General features: G+C 60.8%; 6 protein-coding genes. 3 read left to right on the top strand and 3 right to left on the bottom strand.

Annotated features, from left to right (window positions below):
- Positions 1–6 precede the first annotated feature (6 nt).
- The 3 genes from ACIREA_RS20490 to ACIREA_RS20480 form a co-directional block, all read right to left on the bottom strand.
- Positions 7–699 carry a TIGR00266 family protein gene (locus ACIREA_RS20490; RefSeq protein ID WP_397384207.1) on the bottom strand — a complete coding sequence of 231 codons (693 nt, stop codon included), beginning with the start codon at positions 697–699 and terminating at the stop codon, positions 7–9.
- Positions 700–701: 2 nt separating this feature from the next.
- Complete coding sequence (locus tag ACIREA_RS20485; RefSeq protein WP_397384206.1) at positions 702–932, bottom strand: hypothetical protein; 231 nt, start codon at positions 930–932, stop codon at positions 702–704.
- A gap of 81 nt (positions 933–1,013) precedes the next feature.
- Positions 1,014–2,228, bottom strand: coding sequence for a radical SAM/SPASM domain-containing protein (locus ACIREA_RS20480; protein ID WP_397384205.1), 1,215 nt, complete (start codon positions 2,226–2,228; stop codon positions 1,014–1,016).
- 138 nt (positions 2,229–2,366) lie between these two features.
- Here ACIREA_RS20480 and ACIREA_RS20475 point away from each other — a divergent pair, with 138 nt between their 5' ends.
- The 3 genes from ACIREA_RS20475 to dnaX form a co-directional block, all read left to right on the top strand.
- Positions 2,367–4,214: a tetratricopeptide repeat protein gene (locus ACIREA_RS20475; RefSeq protein ID WP_397384204.1), complete on the top strand. Its 1,848-nt coding sequence runs from the start codon at positions 2,367–2,369 to the stop codon at positions 4,212–4,214.
- Positions 4,211–6,796 carry a hypothetical protein gene (locus tag ACIREA_RS20470; protein ID WP_397384202.1) on the top strand — a complete coding sequence of 862 codons (2,586 nt, stop codon included), beginning with the start codon at positions 4,211–4,213 and terminating at the stop codon, positions 6,794–6,796. Before ACIREA_RS20475 ends, ACIREA_RS20470 begins: the two co-directional genes overlap by 4 nt.
- Before the next feature lie 74 nt (positions 6,797–6,870).
- Positions 6,871–8,459, top strand: a 1,589-nt coding sequence (dnaX, locus tag ACIREA_RS20465) for a DNA polymerase III subunit gamma/tau (RefSeq protein WP_397384201.1), incomplete at its 3' end; no start/stop codon positions are given.

Genomic DNA, 8,459 nt, shown 5'->3' with positions numbered 1-8,459 from the left:
TGCCGATCAGGTGAGAGTTTGCAGGAAGCCGCGAATGAGTCCGAGGGAGGGCCGTGCGCGGGTCTGGTAAATGACTTTTCCCGGACCGGTGAAGCGGACGACGAAGCCTTCGCCGGAGAGGAAGGAGTCTTTGATCGACTTGGTGAGCACCACGGACTCGAAGGGCATGGTGTCGGTGAAGGCGACGATGTTGCGGTTGTCGAGAACGAAGCGCTCGCCCTCCGCGAGGTCTTGCTCAACGATGCCACCGTAGCTGGAGAGGAAGAGCATGCCGGAGCCGACGGTCTTCAGGAAGAAGAGACCGCGTGTGGCCAGGACGCCCTGCATGCCGGCATTGTGCAGATCAAAGGTGAGCTCGGGGGAGGATGCCAGGAAGGCACCGCGTGCGAGCTTCAAGCCGGTGTCCGGCGTGACCTCGATGGCGCGGATATCGCCCATTTGTTCGGGGGCGAGCATGAGGTGCTGCTCGTCGCGCTTGGCCTTGTAAATGACGGTGAAGAAGCTTTCGCCACCAAAGAGGCTGCGCATGCCACCGAACATGCCGCGCTTGCCACCCATGTGGAGCCCGGCTTTGACGTCGATGTGAAAACCGGGCGTCATAGCCTGCATGCTGCCCGGCTGTGCGTGAATGCTCTCGCCCTCCGCCATATCCAGACGCAGGGTCGAAAAGGCGGGGGAGTGAAGAACTGTGTGACGCATGGCTAGATGTCCGAGTCGGCCTGGCCGCTCATCTTCTTGCGCAGCATGTAACCGCCGATGCTGATGAGGATCATGATGCCCAGGAAAATGAAGAGGGCGACCATGCGGCTGACTCCGAGAATGTCCTGAATGCCGGTGATGCAGATGTCATAGATGACGATCTGGATGAACCAACGCACGATGCCGCCCATGCCACCACGAGCCAGAACAGGAGAAAATGTATTTTGAGCCATGGATTCCATGTAGAGCGATTTTCGGGTCACACTTCAAGCTAAAAGGTGTGACGGTCTCAAAATTTGACTCGTTATTTCAGCTCAGTTTTTCTTTTTTTCCAGCCCTTGGTACACTCCGAAGTCGTTGAAGAAGAATTTCTTCGCGAGCCAGTACATCCAGTGCTTCTCGGGGATCTCCTCGCCTTCGCGCCACTGGCTGGTGCGTGGGGTCATGGATTCGAGCTCGGCCATGGCGGTCTGGCGGATGGTGGAGTCTTTGGCGGTGTGCTTGGTGACGACGGCTTTCACCAAGTCGGGGCGCTCAAGGACGATGCAGCCGCGGGTGTTGGCGGAGGCGATGTTGCGGAAGTCGCGGAGGAATTCGGATTTGGTGAAGACGTCAAAGAGGTCGTCATTGGTGCGGACGCTTTCCTTGGCGAACTGGATGATGGGGCATGGCTCAATGGCGCCGGTGGGGCTGATGTGATGGCTGATGCCGTTGGCCATGGGGCAGAGGGCCTGGCCGTTGTGGTCGTAGTAGGCGTCCACGATGGCGATGGGCATCTTGGCGCGCATGTTGACGACGAATTTGCGCACCTGGGTGATCTGCTCAGGCGTGAGTGCGAGGTCGGCGCTGATCTTGGGGCCGACGGGGCGGTAGGTGTGATACCAGGCGTAGTGCACGCCCATGTCGATGAGGCGGCGCAGCCATTTCTCGGTGAGGAGGTCATCGATGTTGGTTTTGCAGAGGCTGGTGGCCACGCCGGTGAGGACGCGGGCATCCAGGCAGTTTTGCAGGCCGCGCAGGGTGCGGGTGAGCACGTCCTTGTTGCCACGGCGCTCATTGCTGACGATCTCGGTGCCTTCGATGCTCACGAGCGGGGTGATGTTGCCGAGCTTGCGCATGGTTTCGGCGGCCTTCGGGGTGATCATCTGGCCGTTGGTGAAGACCTGGAAGAAGGCATCCGGGTGCATCGAGAGGAAGTCGAACAGCTCGGGATGCATGAAGGGCTCGCCGCCGAGGATGCCGAAGAAGGAATTGCCGCGCCGTTTGGCGTCGTTCACGATCTTGTTGAGCTCATCGAGATTGAGCGACTCGCGGGGTTTGTCCACGTCCACCCAGCAGCCCTGGCAGCGGAGGTTGCACGAGTTCAGGATGGAGATGTAGAAGAAGGGAGGGAAATACTGGCCCTGCTTCATGCGCTGCTTGTGCAGCATGACGGAGCGCGCGCCCTTGTAGCCGAAATTCCAGCCAATCTTGGCCAAGCAGAGCGGATCGACGGTTTGCAGGATGCGGGAGGTGAGGGAAAGGAGCATGGGCAGTGAGGTTACGTTCAAGAGGTCATGTTGTGTTCAAAGGTCAAGGTGGGAGGCCACAAAAAGCAGTCGAAGTATCGCAAGGGCTGACCGGCAGCGACCTGAACGCGGGCGTAGTTATGTGTAGCGAGGCACGCCATGAACCACCAACCTCCAACGGATGATCTGGGATCCCGCAATCACTGGCGCAGGGTGCTGTGGGTGGTGCTGGTCGTTCTGATCGTCCTGATGGCACGGCGTATGGCCGGGGCTGCGGATGCGTGGCAGACGGCTGACAGCCTGCTCACGGGAGGGAAGGCCAAGGAGGCGGCGGCTGCTTATGAAAAGCTGGTGCGGCAGAAACCCAACGATGCGCGGGCCTACATGGGGCGTGGGCGTGCGCGCTGGCGGCTGAATGAACTGGACGGAGCGATTGCGGATTTCACCCAGGTGCTCACTTTGACGCCGAAGGATTCCACGGCCTACAACAACCGTGCCCTAGCCTATGACAACAAAGGGCAACGTGATCTGGCCCTGGCGGATTATTCCAAGGCGATCGAGTTGAACCCGAAGAACGCTCTGTTTCACTTCAACCGGGCGCTCACATGGAGTGCGGTCAAAGAGCCGGACAAGGCGCTGGTGGACTACACGACGGCCATTGAGCTTGATCCCAAAAACGGACTTTTTTACACGAACCGCGCCGATCTGCTGCTGCTGCGCGGTGAGTATGAGAAGGCGGTGGAGGATTGTGACAAGGCGCTTGCTCTGAACGACAAGAGCGCGGCGGCGTATTTTAACCGAGCCACGGCGTACGATCAGATGGGCGAGAAAGAACGTGCGCTGGCAGACTATGACAAAGCGGTGGAGCTGGATCCGAAGGTGGCGAAGTTTCACAACAACCGCGGCTTCTTTCTGATGAACCGGGGCGACAACGAGGCGGCGATCGAGAGTTTCACCAAGGCGCTCGAACTGATCCCGACGGGTTCGATCTATCTGAACAATCGCGGGCAGGCATGGCTGAACTTGGGACAGCAGGAGAAGGCGATGGCGGACTTTGACAAGGCTCTGCAGATCAATCCGCAGCACGCCAAGGTGTATCGCAATCGTGCGGGTGCATGGCTGGCCGCAGGTGAGTTTCAAAAGGCCGTGGCAGATGCCACGAAGTGCCTTGAACTGCTGCCCACCGAGTCGCGGGCGTTTCAAATACGAGGAGAAGCCCGGGAAGCCTTGGGGGACAGCGCCGGAGCCAAGGAGGATCTGGAGCGTGCGACGATTTTGGGACCGCAACCGCCGGTGGGTGTCGCGGCCTGGGTGCCGGTGGAAATCAAGAAGCGTGAGGAGCAGGCGATGAAGGCGCTGCTTGCAGATGCCTCGCCGGAAAACCGCCACACGATGGCGGTGGTGAGGCATGACCATGCGTTTGCGATTCTTGATCAACCGCAGCGAGAACCGGACCAAGCCGCGCTGGAGGAGGCTGTGGGGTATGCGCGGTCGGCCTCGGCGCTGGAGCCGGGAAATGCCTCTCACTTGTTTCTAACGGGGCTGCTGTATCAGGAGCTGGCCGAGTTCGACGAGCGTGCGCTGGTGATGGCGGAGAAGATGTTCACGCAGGCTGTGGATGTGGATGCCGAATATGCGGCGGCATGGTTGGAACTGGGACTGCTGATGGCGGCGCAGGATCGCGGCATGGAGGCCATCTCGGCACTGGAAAATGCACTGGAGAATGATCCGGTGGGTTCGGCGGCGCATGCCATGGGCCCTTTGTGCGCGGAGTATGCGGCGAATGACGAGGGGTATCGTGGGGTGGATTTTTTTGAGGCGCAGTATGCGGCGAATCCTGAGGTCTCAGCGCTCGGTGTCGGTCGTGCGATCATGCTGAACTATCTCGGTGATCGGGAGGCGGCGCTGTCGCAGGCGCGGGACATCCTGCTCATCGAGGAGGCCGGGACGTCGGAGCATGATTACGCCGCCAAACTGGTGGCCGAATGGGAGGGAGCGAAGCCATGAAACGAGTCATGATATGCTGGGCCTTGCTGAGCAGTGCGGTTTTCGCGCAGACAGGGGAGGTGATGGTGAGCTTTGAATCCATCGAGGCGGCGCAGCAAGCCCAGCGGCAGGCTTTTCAGGAACGGAAGGCGGCGCTGCAGCAGCAGCCTGCCAGTCCGCAGAGGGATGCGCAGCTACGCGAGGAGATTGGGAGGTACCAGGCGGAGTCCAAGAGGCTTTCGATGCAGCAGCAGGCGGCGCGCAAGGAAGTGATCTCCGACCTGAAACAAAAATGGAGCAAGGTGGAGTCGGACTGGCAAAGCGAATGCGCGCGGCATGATTCGGCGCAGAAGCAGCTCGAAAAGATGCCGGAGGGTCCGGCGAAAACCGCGCAGATCGAGGCAGAGAACGCGGCGCACCGCAGCACCAGCAAGCAGATCGCCACGCAGCGGAACGTGGTGCATGAAGGCGTGATCAATCAGGCGAACCGGGATGTGATGGGCGGCACGAGCAACGTCAGCAACAGTGCGAAGCAGACCGCAGGCACGACGATCACGGATCCGAATCATCGCGGCATGAACGGCGACTTTGACGCGGGCGGCGGCTACCGCACGACGGAGAAAGCGGGGAAGATTCTCAATGAGATTGGAGTGAAGGGCCCCAACGGCGGCCCCGTGAAAGTGACGGGCGGAGTGCTGGAGACCTCGCCTGAGTTTGGCATGACGGTGAATGCTGCGCCGGGCACCGACCGCATCGGCAGCGCGGGGCACCAGGCGCAGGTGAAGATGGGCGCACAGCATGGCGAGACGTATGTTTCAGAAACGGGCGGTTCGCTGAAGCCAGGGGCGCTGAAGGATCATGTGGCCACGATGGATCACGCGAAAAAAGCGCTGCACGGCACCAGCGCGCCACCGGAGACTCTGGTGGGCGGAGCACCGGAAGGACAGATGATGGCCAAAGGCGCGATCAAGGCGGCGAACCAGGCGGGGCTGGACCCCGAGATGGTCAAAACCATCGCCAAACAAAATGGCGTCAAGAACCCCGAGGACATCCTCGACAAGCTGGCAGAGATCAAAACAGGCCGCACGACGATTTCGAACGCTGATGAAGCCTCCAAGCTGCAAAAAACCACGCGGGACATTTTGAATGCCGCCGAGGCGAAGACCAAGACCGCAGCGGCGGCTGAAGTGCAGCAGACGCAGACGAAGATCAACGAACTGGAAGCGAAGGGACTGAAGGCGGAGGCACAGCAGGCCCGCAATGAACTGGCGGACTACAAAGCCAAGGCCAATGCCACCACCGAAGCCGTGCGCGGCCCGAATGAACCCGTGACGAAAGCCGGTGGTCCGAGCGAACCCGTAACGAAGCCCGGTGGCACGAAAAGCGTGGCGGTGGAACCGGAGGCGAAAGCAGCCTCTGGAGGTAGGCTGATGAAGGGCGCGGGGCTGGCCCTGGGGGCCTATGGCATCTACGAAGGCTACAAGACCGCCAAGGAGGAGATGGAGGCGAAGAAGCAGGGAGAGCCATCGGGCGCTCTTGGCTGGACCAAGGACAAGGCTGAGCTGGCCGGGCGCACCCTGTGGCATGGCCTGGGATTTGGCTCGATGGCGGACATCGGCACGAAGGCCGGCAAGGATGCGTTTGATCAATACCAAAAGGATATCAAAGACGGCAAAGTGTCACCGGATTCGTGGAAGTCCTATCTGGAAATGAAGGGCAAGGCGGTGCTGGGCGGACTTTATGGCGGTGCGAAGGCGATCACCTATGATGCGGCCAAGCAGAGCGGTACGAATTTGGGCAACGCGATTGGTGAAGGCCTCGGGGCTGGGAAGGGGCTGTTTGACCAGCTGAAAAGCGCCCGCAATGAAAAGCAGATCAACGAGGATCGCTCCAAAGAGATCTACGACAAGCTCATCAAGAACGGGGCCTCCACCGTGGGTGCACAGCGTGCCGCAGATGCGGTGAAGAACGGTGATTTCACCGAGGCGAAGCGCCTTAACAAAGTTCTCGAAGGCAAAAAAGCGGCCAAACTGGCTGCTGCCGAGCCCGAGACGAAAACACGCAGCTATCGTGACCGCAAAAAACTCGCCGCCAAGAAGGAATCCGGCAAAGAGGAGGCCAAGGCCCGCGAAAACGCCACCGATGACGCGGTGAAGATGCGCGAGACCGTGATCGCGAAATTGAAGGCCAAAGGCCTGCCCGCGAATGCGAGCATCGTGGATCGTCTTGTGAGTGTGCTGGAGAGCGATGGTGTTCCCGCGCTCGACGCGGCGATAGGCGAGATGAGCGGCATGCAGGGCACCTTTTCCGGCTCCTTGAGCGGCAAGGGGACCATCCGCATCACCGTGATCGGTTCACGCGTCACGGGGAGCTATGGCCAGACCGTCACCGTCGGCGGCCAGACCGCCAGCGCTCGTGCGAGCATCAGCGGCGATGTCGAACTGAGTTCCGGCACGATTTCGATGAAGATGACCGGCTCCGTCGTGGCGAAGGGCACCAACGTGCCCATCAACTCCTCGATGAGCGGCAGTTTCACCGGCAAGGGCTACAAAGGCTCCGCCAGCATCCCCGGCGGTCGTGCCTCGTGGAGCGTGAACAAGTGAATGCTCGTCCAATTTTCACCCTCTTGTTTTAAACTTCCGTTGGCTTCACAGAGAGCGTTCGTTAGTCTGGCAGGGTGAGTTACCAAGTTTTTGCCCGCAAATATCGCCCCAAGACCTTCGCAGACGTTCTCGGCCAGGATCACGTCGTACGGACGCTGCGCAATGCCATCGCCCAGCAGCGGCTGGCGCATGCCTATTTGTTTGTGGGGCCGCGTGGCACGGGGAAGACCTCCACGGCGCGTATTTTTGCCAAGGCGCTGTGCGCCAAGAACGGGCCGACCATCGATTTTGACCCTGAAGACGAGCTGAGCATCGAGATCGCTGAAGGGCGCTGCATGGACGTGCTGGAGATCGACGGTGCGAGCAACAACGGCGTGGAGCAGGTGCGTGAGCTGCGGGACAACGTGAAGTACGCCCCCTCCCGCTGCCGTTACAAAATCTACTACATTGACGAGGTGCACATGCTGACGACGGGGGCCTTCAACGCGCTGCTCAAGACGCTGGAAGAGCCGCCGGAGCACGTGAAGTTCATCTTTGCCACGACGGAGCCGAACAAGATCCTGCCTACGATCATCAGTCGTTGCCAGCGCTTTGACCTGCGGCGCATCCCGAATGCGGTGATCGCGAAGCACCTGCTGCACATTGCGAAGCTGGAGAATGTGAATTTGGACGAAAAGGCGGCCTATGCGATCGGCAAAGGTGCGGAAGGCGGGATGCGTGATGCGCAGTCGATGCTGGACCAGCTGGTGGCCTTCTGCGGTGGCTCGATCACCGAGCAAGACGTGCTGGATGTGTTTGGATTTACCTCCGGCGAATCCGTGGCGGCACTGGCGCGGCACATTCTTGAAAGCGACACCGTGGGTGCCCTGCGCGCTGTTTATGAACAGAACGAAGCCGGCAAGGAGCTGGGGCGTTTCCTGGGAGATCTGATCCAGCACTTTCGCACGCTGCTGGTGCAGCAGGCGGACCCTGAAGCTGCGGCGGAAGATCTGAGCCCGGAAGTGGCCGAGGAAGTCGTGGCCCAGGCGCAGATGGCGAACACGGAGCAACTGCTGCGCGTGGTGGATGGCCTGGCCGATGTGGACGCGCGCATGCGCTGGGCCAGCAACAAGCGCCTGCACTTTGAACTGGGCGTCATCGCCTCCGTGCAGAGCCTGAATGAAGTTTCGATCAGCGATGTCATTGATGCGCTGGATTCCGGCAGTGCTGAAGGCTTGACCCGGCCGGCTCCGCGTGTGCAGGCGGCACCGCCGTTGGTGCGACGCTTGGCAGAGCCGGTGAAAACGGCGCCAGCCGTCGTATATGAAAAGCCGCAGCCTGTGGCACGTGAAGACGTTCCCGCGCCCGCTATGGTGCGGGCACCGGAGCCTGAGCCCGTGGCGAAGGCCGCGCCGGTCGTTGAGAGAGCACCGGAGCCTGTGATCGAGAAAGCGCCAGCGCCCGCACCGGCCCCCGTGGCGGCTGCGAAGGTTAAAGAGGCTTCTCCGGTGGATGAACCGGGAGAGCTGTTTAGCGCGGATGTTTTCTGGTCGAAGTTCGTCACGCAGGTGCAGGTGCGCCGCCCCTTGGCGATGTCATGGGTGCAGGCGGGTACGCTCCTTGGCGTTGAGCGCAATACGATCAAGGTTGGCTTTCCACCGAGCGAAAGCTTTGCCCGCGACAG

This window comes from Prosthecobacter sp. (assembly GCF_044373815.1).
GTDB lineage: Bacteria > Verrucomicrobiota > Verrucomicrobiia > Verrucomicrobiales > Verrucomicrobiaceae > Prosthecobacter.
This window is presented reverse-complemented; position numbering and strand designations above follow the sequence as displayed.